The sequence below is a fragment of the Paenibacillus lutimineralis genome (assembly GCF_003991425.1).
Classification (GTDB): Bacteria; Bacillota; Bacilli; order Paenibacillales; family Paenibacillaceae; genus Fontibacillus; species Fontibacillus lutimineralis.
Map to the genome: position 1 here is coordinate 2,769,818 of NZ_CP034346.1, position 25,082 is coordinate 2,794,899.

Annotated in this window: 23 protein-coding genes; all 23 read left to right on the plus strand. The window is 44.0% G+C overall.

Annotated features, from left to right (window positions below):
- Window positions 1–20: 20 nt before the first annotated feature.
- The 23 genes from EI981_RS11800 to EI981_RS11910 all read left to right on the plus strand — a co-directional run bounded on the left by EI981_RS11800 (window position 21) and on the right by EI981_RS11910 (window position 24,827).
- On the plus strand, window positions 21–788 hold the full coding sequence (locus EI981_RS11800; RefSeq protein ID WP_126998342.1) for an ABC transporter ATP-binding protein: 768 nt from the start codon (window positions 21–23) through the stop codon (window positions 786–788).
- Window positions 778–2,784 (plus strand): ABC transporter permease, encoded by a 2,007-nt coding sequence (locus EI981_RS11805; RefSeq protein WP_126998344.1) that lies wholly within the window; start codon window positions 778–780, stop codon window positions 2,782–2,784. Before EI981_RS11800 ends, EI981_RS11805 begins: the two co-directional genes overlap by 11 nt.
- A 185-nt stretch (window positions 2,785–2,969) precedes the next feature.
- A complete protein-coding gene (locus EI981_RS11810) occupies window positions 2,970–3,830 on the plus strand; it encodes a VOC family protein (protein ID WP_126998346.1) in 861 nt (286 codons plus the stop codon).
- Between the two features lie 44 nt (window positions 3,831–3,874).
- Window positions 3,875–4,528, plus strand: a complete 654-nt coding sequence (locus tag EI981_RS11815) for an NAD(P)-dependent oxidoreductase (protein ID WP_126998348.1) — start codon at window positions 3,875–3,877, stop codon at window positions 4,526–4,528.
- 213 nt (window positions 4,529–4,741) lie between these two features.
- The gene (locus EI981_RS11820; protein ID WP_126998350.1) at window positions 4,742–5,650 is read left to right on the plus strand and encodes a carbohydrate ABC transporter permease; all 909 of its coding nucleotides are present in this window, start codon (window positions 4,742–4,744) and stop codon (window positions 5,648–5,650) included.
- A 38-nt stretch (window positions 5,651–5,688) separates the two neighbouring features.
- A complete protein-coding gene (locus EI981_RS11825) occupies window positions 5,689–6,498 on the plus strand; it encodes a carbohydrate ABC transporter permease (protein ID WP_127004595.1) in 810 nt (269 codons plus the stop codon).
- Between the two features lie 252 nt (window positions 6,499–6,750).
- Window positions 6,751–8,100 (plus strand): ABC transporter substrate-binding protein, encoded by a 1,350-nt coding sequence (locus EI981_RS11830; RefSeq protein ID WP_227011807.1) that lies wholly within the window; start codon window positions 6,751–6,753, stop codon window positions 8,098–8,100.
- A 149-nt stretch (window positions 8,101–8,249) separates the two neighbouring features.
- Window positions 8,250–10,046, plus strand: coding sequence for a sensor histidine kinase (locus EI981_RS11835; protein WP_126998354.1), 1,797 nt, complete (start codon window positions 8,250–8,252; stop codon window positions 10,044–10,046).
- 5 nt (window positions 10,047–10,051) lie between these two features.
- A complete protein-coding gene (locus EI981_RS11840; protein WP_126998356.1) occupies window positions 10,052–11,656 on the plus strand; it encodes a response regulator transcription factor in 1,605 nt (534 codons plus the stop codon).
- Window positions 11,657–11,682: 26 nt separating this feature from the next.
- Window positions 11,683–12,807, plus strand: a complete 1,125-nt coding sequence (locus tag EI981_RS11845) for a glycoside hydrolase family 88 protein (RefSeq protein WP_126998358.1) — start codon at window positions 11,683–11,685, stop codon at window positions 12,805–12,807.
- A gap of 394 nt (window positions 12,808–13,201) precedes the next feature.
- The gene (locus EI981_RS11850) at window positions 13,202–14,173 is read left to right on the plus strand and encodes a MerR family transcriptional regulator (RefSeq protein ID WP_227011808.1); all 972 of its coding nucleotides are present in this window, start codon (window positions 13,202–13,204) and stop codon (window positions 14,171–14,173) included.
- Window positions 14,174–14,227: 54 nt separating this feature from the next.
- Window positions 14,228–14,833: a DUF6273 domain-containing protein gene (locus EI981_RS11855; protein ID WP_126998362.1), complete on the plus strand. Its 606-nt coding sequence runs from the start codon at window positions 14,228–14,230 to the stop codon at window positions 14,831–14,833.
- Window positions 14,834–15,400: 567 nt separating this feature from the next.
- Window positions 15,401–15,949, plus strand: coding sequence for a nucleotidyltransferase family protein (locus EI981_RS11860; RefSeq protein WP_126998364.1), 549 nt, complete (start codon window positions 15,401–15,403; stop codon window positions 15,947–15,949).
- Between the two features lie 38 nt (window positions 15,950–15,987).
- Window positions 15,988–16,563 carry a GNAT family N-acetyltransferase gene (locus tag EI981_RS11865; protein ID WP_126998366.1) on the plus strand — a complete coding sequence of 192 codons (576 nt, stop codon included), beginning with the start codon at window positions 15,988–15,990 and terminating at the stop codon, window positions 16,561–16,563.
- 14 nt (window positions 16,564–16,577) lie between these two features.
- On the plus strand, window positions 16,578–17,459 hold the full coding sequence (locus EI981_RS11870) for an alpha/beta fold hydrolase (protein WP_126998368.1): 882 nt from the start codon (window positions 16,578–16,580) through the stop codon (window positions 17,457–17,459).
- 32 nt (window positions 17,460–17,491) lie between these two features.
- Entirely contained in the window at window positions 17,492–18,283 is a 792-nt protein-coding gene (locus EI981_RS11875) for an aminoglycoside adenylyltransferase domain-containing protein (protein WP_227011809.1), read from the plus strand.
- Window positions 18,284–18,298: 15 nt separating this feature from the next.
- Window positions 18,299–18,748, plus strand: coding sequence for a RidA family protein (locus EI981_RS11880; RefSeq protein ID WP_126998370.1), 450 nt, complete (start codon window positions 18,299–18,301; stop codon window positions 18,746–18,748).
- 81 nt (window positions 18,749–18,829) lie between these two features.
- Window positions 18,830–19,807 (plus strand): GNAT family N-acetyltransferase, encoded by a 978-nt coding sequence (locus EI981_RS11885; protein WP_126998372.1) that lies wholly within the window; start codon window positions 18,830–18,832, stop codon window positions 19,805–19,807.
- A 149-nt stretch (window positions 19,808–19,956) separates the two neighbouring features.
- Window positions 19,957–20,568: a histidine phosphatase family protein gene (locus EI981_RS11890; protein ID WP_126998374.1), complete on the plus strand. Its 612-nt coding sequence runs from the start codon at window positions 19,957–19,959 to the stop codon at window positions 20,566–20,568.
- A gap of 116 nt (window positions 20,569–20,684) precedes the next feature.
- Entirely contained in the window at window positions 20,685–21,314 is a 630-nt protein-coding gene (locus EI981_RS11895; protein WP_126998376.1) for a cyclase family protein, read from the plus strand.
- Between the two features lie 15 nt (window positions 21,315–21,329).
- Window positions 21,330–21,845: a GNAT family N-acetyltransferase gene (locus EI981_RS11900; protein WP_162616147.1), complete on the plus strand. Its 516-nt coding sequence runs from the start codon at window positions 21,330–21,332 to the stop codon at window positions 21,843–21,845.
- Window positions 21,846–21,905: 60 nt separating this feature from the next.
- Window positions 21,906–23,864: a GTP-binding protein gene (locus EI981_RS11905; protein ID WP_127004606.1), complete on the plus strand. Its 1,959-nt coding sequence runs from the start codon at window positions 21,906–21,908 to the stop codon at window positions 23,862–23,864.
- 243 nt (window positions 23,865–24,107) lie between these two features.
- Entirely contained in the window at window positions 24,108–24,827 is a 720-nt protein-coding gene (locus EI981_RS11910) for a YebC/PmpR family DNA-binding transcriptional regulator (protein ID WP_126998380.1), read from the plus strand.
- Window positions 24,828–25,082 lie beyond the last annotated feature (255 nt).

Below are 25,082 nucleotides of genomic sequence, written 5' to 3' on the forward strand. Positions count from 1 at the left end.
ACGAAAGGAATGAGATACAGGTGAGTGGATTGATTAAGGTGTGTGATGTAGAGAAATATTACGGGACCAAGGCGAACATTACAAAAGTTCTGAATCGAGTCAGCTTTGATATCAATTCCGGCGAATTTATTGGAATTATGGGTCCTTCAGGCTCAGGCAAAACAACTTTGCTGAACATGCTCTCAACGATTGACACGGTGACCTCCGGACATATTTATTTTGAGAACCAGGACATAACGACGCTGAACGAAGAGAAGCTAGCGGAATTTCGCAAACATAATCTTGGTTTTGTATTTCAGGATTTTAATCTTCTAGATACCCTGACGATTGAAGAAAACATTGTCCTGGCCATGTCATTACAAGGAAAAGGAAAAAAAGAAATTCATATAAAATCGAAGCAAACGATGGAACAACTAGGTATTTATCAAATCAGGGATAAATTTCCATATGAAGTGTCAGGCGGACAGAAACAGCGTTGCGCCTGTGCCAGAGCTTTGGTCAATGAACCGAAGCTGATACTCGCAGATGAACCAACAGGAGCGCTTGATTCCAAATCCGCTACGATGTTGTTAGACACTTTTACAACGATGAATGAACGTATGAATGCTACCATTTTGATGGTTACGCATGATTCATTTTCTGCCAGCTATTGCAAGCGTATTTTGTTCCTGAAGGATGGTGAAATCTTTCATGAACTAGTCAAAGGTAATGATTCAAGACGCGAGTTCCTAAATAAAATTCTGGATGTCCTCTCCCTTACAGGAGGTGACGTTTCAGATGCTGAGTAAACTCACTCTACGTAATGTCAAGAGGTCCTCGAAAGACTACATTATTTACATCGTGACCATGGCTATTGTAGCTTCGCTTATGTTTGCTTTCAATGGCATGATTTTCTCCCAAGATATGAAAGATCTCTATCAAGAATTTGGTATATTTATTGCCTTTGTTGGCTTGGCATCCTTTTTTATCGTCATCATCGTCATATGGCTGGTTCACTACATGGTTCACTTTATGATGGAAAAACGCAGCAGAGAATTTGGAACGTATTTGCTTCTAGGCATGAATAAGAAACAGATCGCTTCTATTTTCCGTAGGGAGAATATGATTCTTGGGTTCATTTCTTTGCTTGCCGGTGTCATTCCAGGGATGTTTTTTCAGATTGCATTTACAAATATTTTCTATTCCATTGTAGATGTTGAATATCACATTTCGCCTGACTTCAGTCCCTGGAACCTGCTATTGACCTTCGGTTTGTTCTTATCTGCTTATGTATTGGCTTTATTCAGAGTAAAACGGAAATTCAAGAAGATGACGATTAACAGCTTGATATCCATGGATAAACATAATGAGCTCGTCAAAAATGAAAAAAGCACGTGGAAAAAGCTGCTCGTATTCATCTCTGTTGCCTATATCATTCTGTTTAACGTGCTTGCACTTACTTCCAACATGAGTTTAGGGTCAGTATGGTTTTATATTGCTGGCCTGGTTGCAGCGATCTATCTGTTGTATATAGGGTTATCCTCGTTCTTTCTCAGTTACATTAAAAAACAGCACAAGGGGATATACAAAGAGGCAAACATTTTTGTGTTTCGGCAGTTGTCTTCAAAAATTAAAACGATGCGTTTTACGATGGGAACGTTGACGATCCTGTTTACAACAGCGTTGCTTGCATGGATGGTCGTCATGATGTTTACCGATTATCAGAACAAAGAGCTAGGGAAAAGCCTGGCATTCGATGTGTTGGTTTTCAATGAGGATCCAAATTATGACTTCCGTGATGAACTAAACATCATCTCAGAAGATTCAGTAATCGAAGATCAGCATAGTTATAATATATATGAGAATGGTACAGATCACATCAACCAGTATCTTTATGAACATGTAGACGGGACATGGAGAAATGATTTGGGAAGTTCATATTTTAGTTATGATACTTATATTGGCATCAGTGACTATAATTATATTCGGTCCATGCTCGGTTATGAAACCGTGGATCTAGAGGATCATGGATATTTGATTCATAGTATTGAGAGAGTAAGGCCATATTTGGAGCAGCTCGCCGCAAGTGGTTCAGTCATTGACAACAATGCCCTTACTTATAAAGGGGCGTTCTCCGACCCTCTCACTCAAAATGGAATGAACGGAGCAGACTATCTTATTGTTGTTCCCGACCCATATTTGAAGTCGATGGACCCTTATTATTCCTTATTGGCTGTAAGTATTAAGGACCAAGCACCAGCCGGTTTAAGCGAGCGGCTGCATTCTATTCGACCATCATTTTTGAGCGAAATTGGAGGATTTAACTCTACATTTCAACATGGACAAGGCAGTAATAATATCATAAGCTATTCCTCACTCGTATTAGTAAGGGATAACGATATTGTAGAGGTAGGATTAGCTCTAGTATCTATCGCATTTGTATTGGCTTACGTCGGGATTGTTTTTCTATGTGCTGCTTTGACCATTCTAGCTGTCCAGCAGCTTAGTGATTCATCGAAGTATAAATTCCGTTATTCCATTTTGAAGCAGCTGGGATTGAGCAGAAAAGAGACGGATCGGGTTGTTCTGAAGCAATTGGGCGTATATTATTTGTGTCCGTTCGTGATATCCATTGTACTTAGCATGTTCATCGGCTTATTTGCCAGCGAACGGTTTGTTTATTACACAGGTATTCAAGCGGGGATTTTCTGGTATTATCTTCTAGCCGTATTCGTGTTTGCGGTTTTATACGCTGTTTACTTCATCGTGACCTATGTGGGTTTCTTGAGAAATATATATCACTAATTGTTAACCTATATTAAGAAGGAACTGAAATAGCGCCGCTATAAGGTTCCTCTTTTTTTGTATTGTTCTATTGATATTCGTTCAAATTAATGATTGACAATAAAAACAGTTGTAACTATAATGATTACAGGTGTTGTAACCAATGTGATTACATTAAATAATTATAAATAGAAGGAGGGATAGAAATGAAAGCAACGATTGATCCTAAGGCAGAGATCGGAATTGTAAGATTGAAGATCACGAATTTAGAGCGTTCGCTGCGTTTCTATCAGGAAGTGATCGGGCTCCAGTTGCTGCGCCGAGAGGGGCATCTCGCTGAGCTTACCGCTGATGGGAAGACGGTTCTGCTTGTTCTGGAAGAGAGTGAGCAATTCCATGTACTGCAAGGCAGAAGTGTATCTGGTTTATATCATTTTGCTATTCTCGTTCCGGATCGGGTGTCCCTGGGACTGGCTCTGCGGAACTTGATTAAGCATCAAATTCCGGTCGGCCAAGGGGATCATCTTGTCAGCGAAGCATTATATCTGAACGATCCAGACCGTAATGGAATTGAGATTTATGCCGATCGGCCGCGCGAGACGTGGCCAAAAGACGAACAGGGTGAGTATAAGATGACTACGGATCCTGTTGATATTGAAGGATTACTGAACATATCGCAGCAGGCCGAGTGGAGTGGATTGCCGGCAGGAACTAAGATCGGACATGTCCATTTTCATGTTGGTGATCTGAACCAGGCCAGACAGTTCTATACGGAGGTTCTGGGCTTCGATATTGTAGCCCATTATGGACAAGATGCATTATTTATTTCGGCTGGTGGGTATCATCACCATATCGGGTTAAATATATGGGCTGGCGTCGGGGCGCCTCCGAATCCAGAGGATGCCACGGGACTGCGCTTTTTCACCATAACGCTTCCTGATCAGGAAGCTGTTGAAGATATTGTGAGACGCCTGCATGATGCCGATGTCGCACATCAGCATGGTGCTGGGTTCGTTGAACTTACTGATCCATTTGGAATCGGTATGCGTCTCGTTGTGAAGTCATGATCTTAAGCATCGCTGGTTGGAACTTACTATATAAATCATGAATAATGGAGGTAATTATAATGGCTAAGATCGCAATCGTAGGAGCAACAGGTAAAGCAGGTAGTCGTATTATGAAAGAAGCGCTGGATCGCGGACATGAAGTTACTGCGATTGTGCGCAGTGCATCCAAATTGGACAATAAAGATGTGTCTGTGATCGAGAAGGATGTGTTCGAGTTAACAGCAGAAGATGTGAAGAGCTTCGATGTTGTTGTAAATGCATTTGGCGCGCCAGCAGGTCAAGAGCATCTGCATGTGGATGCCGGCAACGTACTGATTGAAGCGATGAAGGGAGCACCGAACACAAGACTGATCGTAGTTGGCGGGGCAGGCAGCTTGTATGTGGATGACGCGAAGACGACCCGGGTTATGGATACCCCAGGGTTCCCCGATATTTTCTTTCCGACGGCATCAAATCAGGGCAAGAACCTGGAGATTCTGCAAGCAACCAATTCAATCAAATGGACCTTTATGAGTCCTTCGGCTAACTTCGCGATCGGCAGACGGACCGGAGCTTACCAGACAGGGAAGGATCATCTTCTCGTCAACTCCCAAGGAGATAGCTATGTCAGCTATGAGGATTTCGCGATCGCTGTGGTCGATGAGATCGAGAATTCTGCCCATCTCAACGAACGCTTCACAGTAGTATCGGAAGCCTGATTCATATAGATTGCCCTTTAAATGCCCGCAACGTTAATAAGTTGCGGGCATTTATTTTTGTTATTTTATCAGATGGAAAGGTACCTAGAATAACAAAAAGTAAAATTCGTTCCAAAATGCACATTTCTATTTCTTATGAGGCAGAGTTAGCTTTCTTACAATGAAAGTACAACAGATACACATTTGCTAGACAACTGCCGAGGAGGAGAGAGAATGAAGCAGTCCAAAAAATCCTTACAGCTCAGCATGGGGATAAAGGAGCAGATCGCCGGGTATTTATTTGTCACTCCCTTAATGCTGGGACTGATCATTTTAAGTTTGATTCCGGTGATTGGTTCCTTGCTGCTTAGTTTCACGAATTGGAACTTTGTTGCTGGAATCGGCGCCATGAAGTTTGCCGGATTAGGCAATTTTGAAAAGCTGATACACGATAGTGTGTTTATGAAGAGCCTGGTCAACAATTTAATATTCATCATTATTGTTCCGGTTACCATGATCGTTGCACTATTCCTAGCCATTCTGATTGATAAACATATTTATATGAAAGGTTTCTTTAAAGTAGTTTATTTCCTTCCATATATTTCGAGTATCGTGGCTATAGCTATGGTATGGCAGGTGTTGTTCCATCCTTCGCTGGGACCGGTCAACAATTTGCTGATCTCCCTTGGTGTAGACAACCCACCAAAGTGGCTTGCCGATATCGATTACGCCTTGCCGTCGCTGATGATGATCCAATTATGGATTATGCTCGGCTACAACATCATTATTTACATAGCCGGATTACAATCCATTCCTAAGGATCTCTATGAAGCATCAGAGATTGATGGAGCAAATGCATGGGTGAAGTTCCGCAGCATTACATTACCTTGCGTATCCCCTACGACATTTTTCTTATTAGTTACAGGGATCATCGGTACGTTCAAAATTTTCGACCTGATTCAGGTGCTGACACAAGGGGGACCGGCCAATTCTACGACAGTTATCGTCTATGAATTGTATGATACAGCCTTTAACCAGTTAAAGACGGGGTACGCTTCGAGTATGGCGCTGGTTCTGTTTGTAATCTGTCTTATCATTACTACCCTGCAAATGCTGGCTCAGAAAAAATGGGTTAATTATTAAGAACTCAACGAGAGGAGGTACTCAAATTGAAAATAAATATGTCGAAATTAATATGGACGATTGTAATGGCTTTGATCGGGATTTTATTCGTACTGCCTTTCATATGGATGTTGTCGACTTCCTTTAAGCCCGAGACGGATGTATTTAAATTCCCGATTGAATGGATTCCGAAGCATTGGAACCTCGTCGAGAATTACAGGACTGTGTGGAGCGGTCAGTTTCTGCGCTATTACTGGAACTCTATATACATCACCATCACAACTACGGTTATTAATGTTACCGTCTGTGCACTAGCGGCCTATGGCTTCTCAAAATTACGCTTCTGGGGCAGGGATACGATGTTCGTATTTGTACTTGCCTTGTACATGGTACCGCCTCAGGCTTCATTGGTTCCACAGTTCTTATTGTTCAACTGGTTTGATTTGATCAATACGCATACGGGTCTTATACTGCTTAACAGCTTTAGCATTATTGGAGCTTTCATGTTGAAACAGTTCTTTATGGGCGTTAACAATGAATATCTCGAGTCCGCTAAAATCGATGGAGCGGGTTACTTCCGCACCTTCTGGCAAATTGCTTTGCCGCTCATTCGCCCAGGCGTGGCTACTTATGCAATCCTTCGTTTTATCTGGACCTGGAATGATTACCAATATCCGTTGATTTTCCTGAAATCAAAAGAGCTGTTCACTGTTCAGCTTGGTATCAGACTGTTTGGGGATCAATACGGAGATGTCTATTCCTTGATGATGGCCGGGGCGGTATCTGCCATTCTTCCACTGTTGATTATCTTTGCCATCGGTCAGAAGCAGGTTATTGAGGGAATCTCGCTTGGTGGTGTAAAGGGATAATGAAGTCAAAATAGTTTCGCTTCCGTAAAAATAGGAAACTTCGAAACAAATTTGAGTATGGTAGGCTGTTCATGTAAGCGATTACTTATTATGAGTTGAACTGATGATTGTACAGATGAATGCTTCGGGTGAATTGTTCTTCCGATCGCTGTTGTTCACGGATTTTCGCCTGTTCTCTGTGCAATCTTTAGTTCAACTATTATAGAAATCGCTTGAGTAGTTAGTAGTTATTAGAGGAGGGTCTATATGAGGATGAAAAGATGGTCAGTATTGTTGTTAAGCTTGTCTCTTGCTCTAACGGTTACAGCTTGCGGTGGTGGTAATGCAAAGAATACAGAACCTCAGGCGAATGGTGCGAACAACGCTGGGGATAAGCCAGCAGCAGAGCAGGTTACGCTGAAGCTTAGCACTTGGCAGACGGATGCAAAAGCACAATGGAGCAAGATCATCCCTGAGTTTGAGAAAGAGCATCCGAACATTAAAGTAGAACTGGATCTTCTGAATGAAAAGGGCGATTCCGTAGCTTCGATGCAAAAGCTGGATCTGATGGCAGCATCAAATGATCAGTTGGATATCGTTGAATTGCCTTATACGAATTATACTCAACGTGCGGATATCGGATTGTTCGAACCGTTAGATGATTATATCGCGAAAGACGGCTACAAATATGAGGATGAATACTTGGTAGATACGCAGGTGAACGGCAAGATTTATGCTCTTCCATCATCTATGCAGCGTTGGTTCATAATTTTGAACAAGTCGATGCTGGATGAAGCAGGCTTACCAGTACCAACGGATTGGACTTGGAAAGATTTTGAGCAATATGCGAAGACCTTGACCAAAGGAGAAGGTGCTGAGAAACGCTTCGGTGCTTATCTTCACAACTGGCCGGATTACTTCCAATTACAGTTGATGAGCAAACCTTCTGACAATACGTTCCTGAAGAACGATGGAACTTCTAATGCCAAGGATCCACTCTTGAAGTTAAACCTCGAGATGATGAAGAGAATGATGTATGAGGATAAGAGCGCAAATCCGTATGAGGATATTATTTCGCAAAAGTTAGCTTATCGTAACCAATATTTCAATGGGCTTGCGGCTATGCTGCCAATTGGTGACTGGATGGTAGCGGAATCCGGAGGAACGGATGCAATCCCGGCCACTTTTGAAACGGTATTCGCACCGCTTCCTAAATTGGAAGGAGAGAGCCAGCACTATTCTCCGGTTCAACCCACTTATATGGCGGTAGCGTCGAAATCCAAAAATAAAGAAGCTGCCTACCAATTTGTTAGATGGTATACCTCTCAAGGATTAGAGATTGGCGGAAGAGTATTCTCTGGCTGGGCTAAATCGGATACGGATAAGCTGGTAGATACCATCGTGAATTCGTCCAAGGATCCTTCGAAGATTAATGTGGAGTCGTTGAAATACACCATGAAGAATTCAGCTCCTGGATCTGCCTCTGTACCTGCCAAATATGCGGACGAAGCGAAGAATGTCGTTATCCCGGAAGCAGAACTATATCTGATGAATAAGCAGGATATCGATAAGACGATCGACAGTATTGATCAGAAGATTACTGAAGTTGTAAACAACAATTAAACTACCTCTTAAACAGGTAAAATTATTGCACTGGGGAAGTACAATAATAACTCTGGTTCTCCTAATAGCAGGACTATACAATGATGGTATAAGGGAAAACGTTATGTTTTCCCTATTCCAATTCATCTAAGATGTGGGGCCTGTAAATCATGAATAGGTTTAATTTCTCTTTGCGCAGAAAACTGATTTGGTCAGCATTACTTTGTTTTCTTCTACCGCTCGTCGGCATTTACCTGATGACCAATTATTTGACGAAGGATCTACTTCTAGAGCGTGCGGTCTCTAGCTCCGAAGATGGATTACGGGCAATACAGTCGGAAGTAAACAGCGTATTGGACCAGACCCTGGAGATATCCAATGTGGCTCTCATGAATTCGGAGATTAGGCAACAGATTCAGTGGGGCCAGAAGAAAAAGGGGTCGCTAGAGGAGAAAGACGACTATCACCTAAATTACAGCAGGCTAATCCGCATGCTGGATGAACTGTTACGTCAGTATGATGATTTTTATGTCACCATCCTGGGAAAGAACGATTTTACATATACCAATTATTCGTATAGCGATTACAATCCTTATAAGCTGTATAGTCAGCCATGGTTTGAGAAATTGGATCATGCCCCGGCGTTCTCCACCTATTGGGTTGGTCTACAGCCCAATTATTATGACGGGGTGGAGAAGAAGGAATCCTATGTAATCACCATCGGTCGTCCGATTCGAACTTCATCCAATAGTATTATCGGATATGTTGTTATTAGCGTAAATGAGCGCAAAATCAACAGCGTGCTCACAAAAAAAATGAACCAAAGCCAACAAGTCATGCTGCTGAATGAAGAAGGGATAGTGATGTCCCATACAGACCGATCATTTATTGGCAGCAGAATGGACTGGTGGGGACAGAGCGAGAATGACCGTACAGTCGATATTAATGGCAAAAAATATGTATATGCCGAGCAGGCAATTCATGCAAATGACTGGAAGCTGGTTAGTCTGATTCCGTTGTCATCGGCCATTTCCAAGAATAGACAAATCTTATTGATCAGCTTTGGGTTGCAGGCTTTGTTCTTCACTATTTTCTGTATTCTATTGACGGTATTAATAGCAACCTTTACCAAGCCAATACGCGATTTAAGCCGCTTTATTACTCATATCGGGCGGGGCAGACTGGATATGCGTTCCGGAATTCGTGGCAATAATGAGGTCACTTTGCTGGCACGAACGATTGATAACATGTTGGATCGAATTGAGTCCATGGTGGATCAAATCACGATCGAGCAGACCGGGAAGCGCAAGGCAGAGCTTGAGATGCTGCAGGCCCAGATTAACCCGCATTTTATGTTCAATCTGCTCAATTCCATCCGCTTCAATATTCTGAGCCGGGGGGACCGGGAGAATGCGGAATTGATTGAATCGCTGTCGTCTCTACTGCGTATGACAATTAACCGTGATAATGAGTTCATCACGCTACAGGAGGAGATCAATACGATTGGGCATTATACCCGGTTAATGAATTTCCGTCATGCGAATCAGGTTCGTCTTGATGTGAGCTTGAATCCAGGCTGTGAACGGGCACTAGTGCCAAGATTTATGATTCAGCCTTTTATTGAAAACGCAATCATCCATGGCTTTGAGCAATTTGATGGTGATATCTTCATTGAGGCAGAACTTATAGAGCAGCAGCAAGGCGCCAGTGATATCAAAATTACAGTTCGTGATAATGGAGCTGGTATGAGCAAGTCGAGGTTGGAAGAACTGCACGCCAAAATGGATAAGGATCAGGGTAACGCCAAGGATGGGCCAGGACAGGGATTCTCTGGAATTGGGGTACTGAATGTGTTTCAGAGATTGCGCCTGATCTATGGTAGGAAGGTATATACGGAACTACACAGTGAAGAGGATGTTGGGACGGTTATCGTAATTCAATTCCCGTATGAGACTAAAACGAGGTGAGCTGCATGTTGACAGCGATTCTGGTGGATGATGACTATCCGGTGCTGCGCTATCTCTCCGAGAACGTGGCATGGGCAGAGCTTGATATCGAACTGATGGGCTGTTATTCGAATGGCCTCGAGGCTTGGGAGGGATCGCAGAGGAGATGGCCCGATATCGTCATTACCGATATCGGGATGCCCAAGATGAATGGTCTCGAGATGCTGGAGAAGTTTAGTACAGTGAATCCGCAGCTTCGGTCGGTCATTCTGTCTTGCCATAATGAATTTGCTTATGCTCAGCAAGCGATGAAGCTGAAAGCGAGCGATTATATTCTGAAAGAGAGCTTGAATGTGGAACAGCTGCAGCAACTGCTCAGCCATATCTCAGCTGATCTGAGCAAGGAGAGAAAACAGACAGCGGAGGCTCTGAGATATATGCAGATCGAGGCGATGAATCGCTCAGCCCTCAAGGAGAACTTCCTGAAGGACACGTTATATCAGCTCTCCTGGACGAAGGAAGCGTGGCTCAAGCAAGCTAAGCTGAACGGGTTAATGCTTGATGCCAAGCACTATGTCCCATTAGTAGTGAGCGTGGATCGCATGTCCGATATGATTCGCACCCGCCAAATGAACGATCATACGATGGTGTTTGCGGTGGAAAATGTCCTGCAGGAAGTACTGGATGCGATGCACCGCAGTGTTATTTTTCGCTATAGCCAACATGAACTTGTCATTCTCGTCTGCTGTGTAGATCCTACCAAGGAGCAGCAGTTGTTATACTACTCTATACCGAAGGCGATTCAAGCGATCAAGCAATATGTGAAGATATCAGTCACTTGTCTGTTGGGACGCCAGGGAGACACGCCGGAAGAGCTGCGCCGCATCTTGCTGCCGATGCTGAACGATGGCAGTCAGCGCTTCTATTTAAGGGAAAATGAGCTGCATCGGTATGAGAAGGCTGTATTCTCAACGGAAGATATGTATGGGGAGTACGCTGCCTTTTTCTCGAAAATAAATGATAGTCTGGCGCTGAATCTACAGGAGCAATTGAAGAACATTATCGAAGAATGGGCACGATGGGTTGAGGATCATCGCTTCCATCCGGCGAATGTGAAGGAATGGGTGTTACAACTGCTCATGGAGCTCCAGATGAAGACGATGGTCACGCTTCGAGCCCAACCGAACCTATCCGAAGATAAGCTGTACGATGTCGTTAACAGTATCCACTCGATGGAGCATCTGAAGAGCTGGATTATGGAATATTTGCTGAAGCTATCCAGAAAATTAAGCATTCTATCGATCCGTTCCAAACGAACGGAGGTCATTCGGGCACAGCAGTACGTCATCCAGCATGTGACTGAGAAATTAACGCTGGAGGACATGGCCGCTTATCTGAACTTGAATTCCAGTTACTTCAGTCGCTTATTCAAACGTGAGACCAATCAGAACTTTATCGAATACGTCAACATGGTGAAGCTGCAGAAGGCGAAGCAGCTATTGGAGCAATCCAGCAAGACGATCGAAGAGATCTCGGATTATTTGGGGTACGCCAACAAGAGCTACTTTATAAAACTATTTAAACGGGAGATCGGTATGACGCCGAGCGAATACACATCCTGGAATGGATAAAATGAATCTAGAGGAGATGAGGAACGATGTGGAACGCAGCAATTGGGGACGCACTGGTTAAGCTGAAACAAAATATCGTCAAGCATCCGGGCAAGCTGCCTCATATCATAGAGGGACAGCGCTACGAATGGGGAGAGAATAATGATTGGATCGAGGGATTTTACATCGGTATGATGTGGCTTGCTTATGAATATGGGCAGGATACATTCTATAAGGAGTCGGCCGAGGATTATCTGACCAACTTCGAGGAGCGTCTGGAGCAGCATGTTGCTCTGGATCATCATGACATCGGCTTCTTATATTCTCTGTCGGCGGTAGCGGAGTGGAGAGTAACGGGAAATGAAGCGGCACGTCAAGTTGCACTGAAGGCAGCGGAGACATTATTAAAGCGCTGGCGCCCACAAATCGGTATTATCCAAGCCTGGGGACTTGAGGATGATCCTGAGAATGGGGGGCGGATGATTATCGACTGTCTGCTGAATCTCCCGCTGCTGTTCTGGGCATACGAACAGACTCAGGATCAGAGATATTATGATGTTGCTATGCGGCACGCGTTGATCAGTCAGAAATTCCTCGTTCGCGGGGATGGCTCATCCTATCATACTTTTTATTTCGATCGGGCTAACGGAAATGCGATTCGTGGGGGTACACATCAAGGTTATGAGGATGGCTCCACATGGACGCGAGGTCAAGCCTGGGGGATTTACGGCTTCGCTCTGGCTTATCGTTATACGAAGCACGATGCCTTCTTGGATACTTCTAAGCGTCTTGCGAAATACTTCATCGAGCATATGCCTGAGGATGACGTGGTGTACTGGGATTTTGATGTTCCGGTTGAAGCGGGAACGCCGCGAGACAGCTCGGCCTCGGCGATCACCGCGTGTGGATTGCTGGAGCTGCTGGAATTGACTTCGGAGGATGACTCCAGCCGTCAAATGTTCGCGGATGCTCTGGATCGCACAATGAGAGCGCTGGTAGAGAAATATGCGACTACGGATATTCCAGCTGCAGAAGGGTTATTGAAGCATGGCTCCTATCATGTTCGAGGAGATCGAGCGCCCGATGATTATATGATCTGGGGCGACTACTTCTATTTGGAGGCTCTGGTACGGCTAGAGAAGGGAATTAAGGGTTATTGGTATGTAAAATAAATGATTAATAAGTCCGGTTCGGGTGAATTCCCGGGACCGGACTTATTTATATTACGTATGCAAGCCATGCTAGAAAAGTCATTCAATAAAGTGGAAAATCGGCATTCTAGCGGGTTTAAGCAATAAGGAGTTGTTTTGTTTGACGTACAAGAACAATATTCGAATAAGGCCTGATTACGAGGTATCATTGAATGATAGAATTCTTTTCTGCGGTGAGCATATCAACAGTGGGAGAGCTTGAAAATTTATATTATCCGCTCCAAGCATAATCTTGGTTTTTCGTGCGTTTTTAAAACGAGTTTTTTTGGTTTCTCTCTTGACTTTAACGTCGCGTTAACCTGTATATTTTTACTCGAAAGGAGAGATAGTCATAGAACTGCAAACGATCAGTCAAGTGTCAAAGCAATTTTCAATCTCAACCCGTACACTTAGGTATTATGAGCAAATCGGATTGATTACTCCTGCGAAAAAGGAAGATTCCGCATACCGAGCATACGATGCTGAAACCATCACACGTCTGCGTCAGATTATCGTTCTGCGTAAACTGCGGATACCGCTCAAACAGATTGCCGAGATTTTGCAAAGCGCGGAAGCGCGCGTTGCAATCGAAGCTTTTGAGCGTAATCTTGCGGATATTGAGGACGAAATCACAGCGCTCTCCACCATTCGCAGCGTCATCAAAGCCTTTGTCGAATATCTAAATCTCAGAGGTGCGAAATTCTCGCTACCTGACGACGCAAGTTTACTGGAGGTTGTGGATTCATTGACTGTCTCTAAAATTAACTTCAAGGAGGAAAAGTCAATGGAAGATCTAAACAAGGCAAGTGAAAATTTGAACAAACTGGCGGACAAAGATGTGCGGATTATATATTTGCCGCCCATGACTGTGGCTGCTGCTTACGCAACGGGAGAGGGCTGCGAAGGTAAAGCGATTGACATGATAACGCAATTTGTAGAAGAAAGCGGATTGCTAAAGATCAAACCCGACGCGCGGAGTTTTGGTTTTGACTGCTCTAAGGGGGCAGCAGTAATCGGAGAACCTTCACATGTATATGAGGTATGGGTATCCATTCCCTACGACTTAGAAATACCCGCGCCATTAGTAAAACGAACATTTGACGGTGGGTTATATGCCGCACATGTATTGAGGGCGTGGGACTTCGAGGATTGGCGTTTATTAAAAGAATGGGTCGACGCAAGCGATAAATATGATAATGACTGGAATTCCCCACGTTGGACATCGCTGGAGACGGTTGCGGGGCAAGGATTTGAAGAAACGTTGAATTTTTATAATTTTATACAAAAAGGCGGAAAAATGGAAGATTTACAGCTTGATTTATTGTTTCCGATTAAGGAGAAGGGGTAAGAATAAGTTCGAAGGGTAAGGCAGATTACCTATTACAAAGAAAGAAGTGCTTAAATGGAAGATATAAAAATTGACTCATCCTTATCTTTCGGCGGCTATAATTGGCGTGTACTTGATATACAAAACAATAGGGCTTTGATTATCACCGAAGATATTATAGAACAACGCGCTTACCATGATGCTTATAAAGATATAACATGGGCAGACTGCGCGTTAAGAAAATATCTTAATGGTGAATTTTATGACAAATTCAGCGCAACGGATAAATCAAGAATAATTCCGGTAATAAATAGAAATCCTGACAATCAGTGGTATGGTTCAAAAGGCGGAGCAGATACGCAAGACAGTGTATTTTTATTAAGCATTGAGGAAGTAGTGTGCAAATATTTCGGTGATAGCAGTTCAAAACTGCATAACCGAGGAAAAAATCAAAGATATTGGTTTGAAAGAAAAGACGAAAACAACAGCAAGAGAAAATCAAAATTTGAGGGTTATGGATGGTGGTGGTGGCTTCGGTCGCCCGGCCGCGTTAGTGTAAAAGCCGTGTATATCCACGGTGACGGTAATATAGGTATCCAAGGCAACAATATATTGAAAGGCAACATCAGCGATGGCGAATGTAAAGGCGGCGTTCGTCCCTCTTTGTGGTTGAAGCTGTAATTTGAATCATTCTAATAAGCAAAACCAATAAGCAAACCACCAAGCAAGACTAAATACGGCACAACGCCGTGATTAACCGGATTAGATACGCTCCCCCATAGGACAAGGCTATTATGGCTTCGTCCTATTTTTATGCTCGAATGGTGCTATATATTGGGTAGAGCTAGTGGTTGATTCATACTGGGGCAACGTACACTACATAAGTGCTAATATGCAACTATTTTGGTCCTTCATAACCTCAATAGAGCAGATAGCTGTAAATATACAACTATTCGGACGAATTCTCTTTCTATCAGGGTTTTAGTAATGAAATAGTTGTATGTGCGCAGCTACTTCCTGAGTTAATTACAAATTATCCGGAATAAGTGCATTTCTGCATTAATTTAAACAAGGATGATTGGTATCTCCCACAATGTTACTCCATCGTCTGTGTAACCCCATTCAGAGATTGATAATGCATGAATCATCATGAATCCGGTATACATAGTATCTCATACCTGTTCATCCATGTTACAATATATGGAATCGAACAAGAAGACTCGTGATCGTGAATAAAGGAGGAACCTTATGCTAGAGACGAGATTGATTCAACTCTTAAGTGAGGAAGAACAGATCATCAAAGATCTGAAGCTAATACGGCAGCTGGATTTACCTCAGAGCTATATCGCAGCCGGATACATTCGGAATTATGTCTGGGATCGTCTGCATGGATACGGAAACCGTGGAACATACAGTGACATCGATGTGATCTATTATGATCCACAGGATGTATCTGAAGAACGGGATCGGCTGTTAGAAGATGAACTGAAGCGTAGCACTGGCAATGATAAATGGTCGGTGAAGAACCAGGCTAGAATGCATATTCGTAATGGTGAAAGTCCTTATCACTCTACGCTGGATGCAGTAAAGCGCTGGCCTGAGACGGCCACTGCTGTTGGAGCCATGCTTGACGAGACGGATCAACTTATGATTTGTGCCCCACATGGATTGGAAGATCTGTTCAAGATGGTGGTCAGAAGAAGCCCGTTCTTTGCGGATCAGGCTTATTATCTGGAACGGGTCGGGAAGAAAGAGTGGGATAGATTGTGGCCGTTGTTGATCATTATGAAGGATTAGTGTGAGTGTGCGTACACAATATTTAGGGGAGGATCCGAATGAAGTATTTTAGAAAAATAGAAGGCCCCCGTATTTATTTGTCTCCAATAAATGCTGAGGATGTAGAGACCTACACAAAATGGATTAATAACATGCCGCTGTCTTTAGGATTGGGGTCAGCTTCTCAATCCTATAGCTTGCTCCGGGAAAAGAATGTGCTTGAGAATCTGGCGAAAGAGAACCACAATTATGCGATTGTGCTGCAGGAGACGGATGAATTACTGGGGAATTGCAGCCTTTTTGCAATCAATGAAGTGCATCGAACTGCAGAGTTGGGTATTTTTATCGGGGAAGAGACGGCCAGAAATAAAGGTTACGGTACAGAGGCGATTCAGTTGTTAACCGAATATGGATTTAAAATATTGAATCTCAACAATATCATGCTTAAATTGTACGAATTCAATCACTCTGCCTACAAATGTTACGACAAGGCTGGATTTCGCGAGTTCGGGAGAAGAAGCAGAGCATGCCATTTAAATGGTGCTTTTTATGATGATATCTACATGGAAATGGTTCCCAAGGATATGACGACAAGTTTCTTGAACAGTATTCTTCCTAAGAAAAATATGAATTAATGGAGCGAGCCAATATGCGCCGATACAAATCTGAAGCAGGTCGTCAACTCATCTATCATTCTTATGAGAGGCTGCTAGAAGACTGGAACGTCGAATATGTGGAGCAAGATATCATGACTACTTACGGAAGCACCCATGTGGTGACCGCCGGTGCGCAGGAGAATCCGCCGCTATTATTGCTTCATGGAACTGCAGACAATACAGCGATGATGTGGATATACAATATCCAGCGTCTATCTGAGCGCTTCTTCGTCATAGCGGTTGATGCCATAGGGGGTTCCGGGAAGAGCGAGCCTAATGTCGATTATTATGTAAAATTCGATCAAACCGTCTGGTTGGATGAAGTACTAAATGGACTTGGTATCGAAAGGATATATGTGGCTGGGGTCTCTTACGGAGCGTATTTAGCCTATCATTATGCCATTATGAGACCGGAGAAGGTCATCAAGATCATATGCATGTCTGGTGGAATCGCAGCTAGCCAAGCTGAAGTGATGGGCAAGATGATGAAAGCCTTCCTGCCTGAGGCGCTGTTTCCAAGTGAGGGGAGCTGCAAAAGACTGTTAAGGAAGCTGTCCGGTCCCAATTATACAGTGTTTGAGAACAATGCGGAATTGATGAAGCATTGGTATTACTTGCTTAAATATTTCAATAATAAGTCTATGGCGCAGCACAAGCTGACGATATTTAACGATGAGCAAATCTCCAGTATTCGGGACAAATCGCACTTCTTAATCGGTGATCAGGATATGCTTAGCAATTATCCCAAATCGATTCAGAGACTAGAAGCTCACGGTTTGAATTATCGAATCGTTAATCATGCCGGGCATGCTATTAACCATGAGCAGGCAGAAGAGATAGACTCGGAAATCATTCGGTACTTTATTGGTTCGTAATGTTGATAGGTAGGCAAGGGAGGATCTGTCCGATGGACATGAAGCAGGAGGAATTGCTCCAGCAAATCGTTGAGCTTTTCCTGGAGGAAGCAGAGAGCAATCTAGTTGGTGTATATTTGCACGGATCTATGGCGATGGGATGCTTCAATCCGAACAAGAGCGATCTGGATCTTCTGGTGGTACTCCGCAGACCCGAGTCTGCAGAATGCTACCGCAGAATAGCTAAGCGACTGATCGAGATTGAATCTATTTTGCCTCAGGGTGCCGCAGGAATTGAACTCAGTGTAATATTGGAAATCTGTTTATCCAACTTTATTTATCCAACACCGTTTGAATTGCATTATTCAGCAGCTCACAGGGACAGATATCGATCGGATCATGGTTATTTGTGCGGTGGCTTTGAAGATCCGGATCTAGCGGCTCATATCATGATCACTTATTACAGGGGAATTACATTATACGGTCAACCGGTCAAAGAAGTCTTTGAACCAATAGATAGCAGATATTATGTCCAGTCGATACTAGGGGATGTTGAGGACGCGACGGAGGGCATCATAGAGAATCCGGTATATTTTACGCTGAATTTATGCCGGGTTCTGCTGTTCTTGAAGGAGGGGAGGATCTCCTCCAAACAGGAAGGCGGGGAATGGGGAGCTCAAGCGCTGCCGGTACAATACAAAGATTTGATCTGGAAATGCCTTACGGAATATAAAGGTACAGTTGACTCGGAGTTAAAGCATGATCCTGGGCTGTTGACTGAATTTGCCGGGTTCATGAAAAGGGAGATTATAAAGGCAGGCGAAGCAGAGCAATTTGACCAATGATTGCGAGGGATTTGTATGGGAGCTGTAGATGCTAGGTTACATGAATTGGGAATTATACTGCCGGAAGCAAGTGGTCCTGCAGCTAAATACGCCAACTACGTTATCGTAAATGGGCTTATGTTCGTGTCCGGCAAGGGTCCCGGTTCGAGCCCAAAAGGTAAGCTGGGCAGTGATTTCACTACGGAAGAAGGTTATCGTTATGCCCAAGAGGCCGGAATTGAGGTATTAGCTGTGTTAAAAGAGGCGTTAGGCAGCCTGGACCGGGTGAAAAGGGTAGTGAAGGTGCAGGGCTTCGTCAATGCGGAGCCGACCTTCGAAGAGCATCATAAGGTGCTCAACGGATTTTCCGATCTAATGTATGAATTGTTTGAAGTGCGAGGACAGCATGCCAGATCCGTGTTTGGGGCGGTATCGGTTAGAGATAATCTGCCTATTATTGTGGACTCTATTTTTGAAGTGGAATAGTTACTTATATTCGTTCTATTCCTCGATTTATCGATAGATTTAGTTGAAAATGGATATATCGACTATATGAGGAGTGAAGGAATGAACTTTACAGTTCGAGAAATGCAAACCCCAGACGATTATACCGAGGTTGCTGATTTGTTGAATTATGAATTGTCTGAGGAGACCCATGCGGACCATTTGGCCTTGGAGGATTCGAAGATCCCTGCAGTTGGTACCTTGGGGAAGAATGAATCAGGACTGCTGACTGGCCATGATCGTATGCGGATCGTTGCTGTGAATGAAGATGAAGCCATCATTGGATACGGTATATCCTGGAGAGCTCCATGGACAGCAGCCGGAGAGCTGAATCATTGGCTCATTGTGAATCCGCACTATAGGAATCAAGGGATTGGCGCAGCATTGTACAATACGCTGGAACAGTGGGCTAACGGTATTGGCGCCAGCAAGCTGAATTATGAGGTACACGATGATCAGGACAGCTCTATAGCTTTTTCTAGAGAGCATGGTTATGAACAGGAGAGACATAATTTCGAATCTGTCCTGGAACTGAACTCATTTGACAGGAGCATGTTCGAATATATCAATCTCCGTTATCCAATTTTACCTCTTACAGAAATCGATGATCCTGACCGGGAACAAAGGCTGTACGAGCTGTATAAAGAGACTACACAGGATATACCTGGCATCAGCGGAGATTATTTTGATTTTCACGAATGGAGAAAGTGGACCCTGGAATTACCGGAGTCTAAGCCAGAAAATATACTGGTGGCTCTGGATGGGAATAAATTCATCGGAGTCACTCATCTGCTGCATTTTGAGACTGCGAACAGCATGTATAACGAGTATACAGGTGTTCGGCGAGATTACCGTGGCCAAAGGATCGGGTTATCGCTTAAACTAAAAGCGATAGAGCTTGCGGTGAGTAAGAAAATAGAATATATGCGCACCAATAACGATTCATTGAATGCTCCTATGCTAACGATCAATCGCGACCGTCTTAAATTCGAGGCCGTACCGGGTCGTTATAAAATGGTTAAGTTTCTGCAGCAGGTATAATGATATTTTGGTGGAAATGATATACGAATGGAATTTGATTAGGCCTGCATCCGCAGGCTTTTTTAATCCTTATCTAGGCTTGTTGTTGTGTAAGGAATCAAGTAGAATGCACCTTATATAAAGTTATGTTGCTTAAGGAGTGGGACTATATGAAAACTCATATTTACATTGTCAGACATGGACAGACGGAATGGAATGTGATGCACCGGATGCAGGGACACCGGGATTCGCCTTTAACGGAATTAGGTGTTCAGCAGGCCAAATGGCTTGGTGAGGCGCTACAGAACGAGCCTATCGACGTTATCTATGCTAGTTCAAGTCCAAGAGCACTTAGAACGGCAGAACTAATCAGAGCGGATAGAAAGATTGATATTTTCGAGACGGATGAATTCAAAGAGATTAATCTCGGGGCCTGGGAAGGAATGACCCAGGAGGAGATCGAGGTCGTATACCCGGATCAGATGGAATATTTCTGGAAGGATCCAGGGAAATTTGGCGTGGTCGGAAGTGAGACTTATCAGGAGGTATTTAACCGTGCTCATAAGAAGCTTACGGAAATTGTGCACGAGCATGAAGGCAAGTCCATTCTAATCGCAACGCATACCGTTGTAGTTAAGCTGTTGATGGCCTACTTCGAGGAGCGTCAACTTCAGAATTTATGGGACCTTCCTTACATCCATCCTGCATGTCTCTGTAAAGTCTCTTTCGAAGGGAATGCGTGGGAGATTCTACTACACGGTGACATAAGCCATTATAAATAAACTGTTCTCGCACCGCGATTGAGAAGTCAGAGACAGCGAGGAACAGGAACATACAGGAGATATAGTGGAGCGTAGAAATAATAACATTCATTAGGGTCTTAGAAGGGGGATTGTAAATGCTCATTGATCTGACTCATTTAATACAGAACGGTCTGCCTGTATATCCCGGGGATCAGGAGACATCACTGCAGCAATCAAAATATATTAGGCAGGATTATTATAACAATCACCAGCTGGATATCAACATGCATGCAGGCACCCATATTGATGGTCCTATGCATCTATTGGATATTCAACGTTATTTAAGTGAGTTCCCGTTGGAATATTTTATCGGTAAAGCTTGTCTGCTAGATGTCACAGGACAAGAGATTATCGATTATGAGGAGAAGTATGAGTCGTTAATTGAGCCTCAGCAGATTGTGGTCCTCTATACGGGCCATAGTAAATTCTATGGTCAAGAGGAGTATTTTACGAAATATCCAATTTTAACTAAAAGATTTGCCGAGATACTAGTGCGTAAACAGGTCAAAATGATTGGGCTGGATACACCGTCTCCCGATAAGTATCCATTCGAGGTACATAAATTGCTGTTTCAACATAATATCTTAATCCTAGAAAATTTAACAAACGTAGAGCGGCTGTTAAATGTAAGCCGTTTTGAGATTATCGCATTGCCAATGCTTATTCAGGCCGATTCAGCGATAGCACGAGTTGTTGCCCGAATAGATGAAGAGGCACGGACATAGAGGAGGATGCTGCAGATGAGTTATACTTTTAAAGAAATGACCAAGGAGGCGGCCGTAATCATATCCCAATGGGAATATCCGTCTCCCTATAACTTTTATAATATGGACCCTGATGAAGAAGGGTTGGCTGAACTGATGAACGGTGATTATTTCTGCGTGACAGACGGAACCGGTCATATCGCTGGATTCTTCTGCTTCGGACTTTCTGCCAGAGTACCCGGCGGTTATGCGGCCGGCTTCTATACAGATGAACAGCGTCTGGACATCGGCCTTGGGATGAATCCTGCTCTCACAGGTCAAGGACTCGGAAGTGAGTTCGTCCAAGAAGGTCTGAAGTGGTTACAGAGGCAGCACGGGCAGAGTACGTTCAGATTGGTAGTGGCCAGCTTCAATGAGCGAGCCAGACGGGTCTATGCTGAGAACGGCTTTGTTCCGAGAGGAACGGTATTTTCCAAGATTAATGGAGAAGAAGTTGAATTTTTGTATATGGAAGCTGATTTATCAAGATTCGATGTCGAGTCTGCTTTCTGATTCACTTCGTGATCAAAGCGGACGATTTGCAAATGGGAAGTGGTAGGTTTGATTAGGACGATGAATAAGACGATTGGGCTGCTGGCACATGTTGATGCGGGAAAGACGACATTTGCCGAACAGCTACTCTATCATACGAGCAGTATTCGAAGTAAGGGACGAGTGGATCACCAGGACTCTTTTCTCGATACACATGAACTGGAGAAGGCGCGCGGAATTACAATATTTGCTGATCAAGCGATAATGAAGTATGAAGGGTCCAGTTATTGTCTTATCGATACGCCGGGACACGTCGATTTCTCGGCAGAGATGGAACGGTCACTGCAGGTCATGGATTATGCCATTGTGATCCTTAGTGCAGTGGAAGGGGTTCAAGGACATACGGAGACGGTCTGGCAATTACTGCGGAAGCATCGCATTCCAACTATGTTCTTCATAAATAAATTGGATCGAACCGGTGCGGATCTAGAAGCAGTTCTGGAGCAAATCCATCGGCAGTTAACCCCAGATGTAGTAAGAGTGAATGGACCATTAAGCGCTGCGAATCTCGAAGAGGAGCTAGTGGCTGCAGTCGCCGAGCATGATGAACAGTTGCTAGAGGATTATCTAGAGGGCGATTATGATGAAGATGCAATTGTAGCAGTGATGGCTAGACTGATCAAGAAGAGCGAATTGTTCCCGGTCATGTCCGGTTCGGCACTGATGGCTCAAGGAATAGACGATTTTCTTTATAATCTAGAGCTGCTAACCAGTACTACTTATAATCGGCAGGCTGCATTCGCGGCCAGAGTCTATAAAATACGGCATGAGCTGCAAGGAACAAGACTTACCTTCCTGAAGATTACGGCGGGTAATCTGAGGGTCCGTGATGAAGTAAATTATGTGAGCAGCAGCGGTGAAGAGGTACAGGAGAAAGTTACCTCATTACGTATCTATAACGGCGAGAAGTTTACAATTGTCGAGGAAGCTGAAGCAGGGCAGCTGATCGCGGTAACCGGGCTGTCGGCAGCAGCTGTCGGCGATGGATTGGGAGAGCTGCAGCAACGTGCCAAGTATGAACTCGTGCCGGCGCTCAAGTCCAAGGTTCTGTTCGATCCGAAGCTGTCTGCCCGAGAGGTACAGCGTTATTTTCAAATGCTGGGCGACGAGGATCCTTCGTTAAATGTCATCTGGGATGAAGCTCTGCAGGAGCTGTATATCCATGTGATGGGGGCGATTCAGCTTGAAGTACTGGAGCAGGTCGTTATGGAGCGCTTCAAGCTGAAGGTCACATTCGGCACGCCGGAGATATTATATAAAGAGACGATTGCGGACGAAGTATATGGTTGTGGCCATTTTGAGCCGCTGGGTCATTATGCGGAGGTTCATATGAAGCTTGAGCCTGGGCCGCGGGATAGCGGGGTAGTGTTCCAAAATAAGTGTCATCCCGATCACTTAAGCACAGGTTATCAGAATTTGATTGGCCAGCATGTGTTAGAGCGTGAGCATCACGGTCTGTTGACCGGATCGCCGCTTACAGATGTGGTTGTGACTTTGCTGAATGGACGAGCTCATAACAAGCATACGAGCGGTGGAGATTTCCGCGAGGCGACGCATCGAGCGCTGCGGCAAGGACTTGAGAAAGCTGAGAATATCCTGTTGGAACCTTATTATACATTTAAGATCAAGGTCGATTTAGATCTGATCGGTCGTGTAATGTCGGATATTCGTCAAGTACATGGTTCATTTGATCCCCCGGAGGCGCATGGAGATCAGGCATATATTAGTGGGACGGCGCCGGTAGCTACCTTTATGAACTATAGTGCTGAGATGGCTTCTTTTTCAAAGGGGAAGGGGGCATTGTCCATGCAGCTTGGCGGCTATCAACCGTGTCATCAGGCGGACATGGTCATTGAGAGCCGGCGTTATAATAAGAATGCAGATCCGGAGTATACCTCGGCATCGATCTTCTGCGCCAAAGGACAGGCATACAGCGTTCCTTGGAAAGAAGCGGATGATCATATGCATGTGCAGAGATGACGCAGTACACCAAATGTACTGCTCAAATAGATGAATATGATGTGAACGAATTCGCCAATAGCGATCTGAATTCGCGTAGAGTATGCTGAACGGCTTGTTTTCATGCTTCTGTACGATATATAATAAACTGGGTAATAATCATGCTTTTGGGGTTGAATATATGAACTTGATACTCAATAAATCGTCACCACCTGCCATTTGTTCCCGATAAATAAACATAAATAATAATGAGGTGTGAACAAAATGGGACGTAAGTGGAATAATATTAAAGAGAAGAAAGCTTCAAAAGATGCAAATACAAGCCGGGTTTATGCTAAATTTGGCGTAGAAATTTATGTGGCAGCTAAGAAGGGCGAGCCAGATCCCGAATCGAACCGCGCGTTGAAGGTCGTTCTTGAACGTGCGAAAACTTATAATGTGCCGAAGGCAATTATTGACCGTGCATTGGACAAGGCAAAAGGCAGCGCAGATGAAGTGTATAACGATCTTCGTTATGAAGGCTTTGGTCCGAACGGTTCAATGATTATTGTCGATGCACTGACGAACAATGTGAACCGGACAGCGTCTGCTGTACGCGCCGCTTTTAATAAGAATGGCGGTAATATGGGGGTCAGTGGTTCTGTCGCTTATATGTTTGATGCTGCAGCAGTATTCGGGGTAGAGGGCAAAACTTCAGATGAAGTGCTTGAATTGCTGATGGAAGCGGATGTAGATGTTCGTGACATCCTTGAAGAAGATGAATCGGTCATCATATATGCCGAGCCGGATCAATTCCAGGCTGTGCAGGACGCGTTCAATGCGGCAGGGGTCACTGAATTCACCATTGCTGAATTAAGCATGATCGCTCAGAACTATGTAACCTTGCCTGAAGATGGACAAGCTCAGTTTGAGAAACTGGTTGATGCGCTTGAAGACCTGGAAGATGTGCAGCAGGTATATCACAACGTTGAGCTTGAAGACTAAGATCGATTATATAATAAATAGCCATTACAAGAAATCCTTATTTAACAAGGCTTCAATAGGGATGGTAGGAAGAAACCATTAAAATCAAGGCTTTGCAGACAGGGATAGACAATGCTATTTGTAAAAACTGAGTATCAGATTGGGATATTGTACCAAAACAATATCCTTTTTTCTGTTCTCCGCTGTCTGTAAGGCGGGGCACTAACGCCATAGGCCATAAAAAACTTATGGCGCTTTTTTGCGCCTATTTTCAGG